The sequence below is a fragment of the Achromobacter sp. SIMBA_011 genome (genome assembly GCF_046535435.1).
Classification (GTDB): Bacteria; Pseudomonadota; Gammaproteobacteria; order Burkholderiales; family Burkholderiaceae_B; genus Achromobacter; species Achromobacter dolens.
On the sequence record NZ_JAWRWN010000219.1, the window covers coordinates 1 to 314 of the forward strand.

A 314-nucleotide genomic window follows, 5' to 3' on the forward strand; every position below is an offset into this window, starting at 1 on the left:
GATCTTCCACCCTGGCTGGTGTTTTGCGCAACCAAAACGCGGAACGAGAGAGCCATGCCGAAGCGCCAAGATATCAAGTCCATCCTCATCATCGGCGCGGGACCGATCGTCATCGGTCAGGCATGTGAATTCGATTATTCCGGCACGCAGGCCTGCAAGGCGCTGAAGGAAGAGGGTTACCGGGTCATCCTGGTCAACTCCAACCCGGCGACCATCATGACCGATCCGGGCCTTGCCGACGCAACTTACGTCGAGCCGATCACGCCTGAAGTCGTCGCCAAGATCATCGCCAAGGAGCGTCCGGACGCGCTTCT

General features: G+C 59.2%; 1 protein-coding gene. It reads left to right on the forward strand.

Features of this window, described 5'->3' with window-relative positions:
- Window positions 1-54: 54 nt before the first annotated feature.
- A partial coding sequence (locus SB816_RS30655) for a hypothetical protein (RefSeq protein ID WP_410548072.1) occupies window positions 55-314 on the forward strand: 260 nt, incomplete at its 3' end.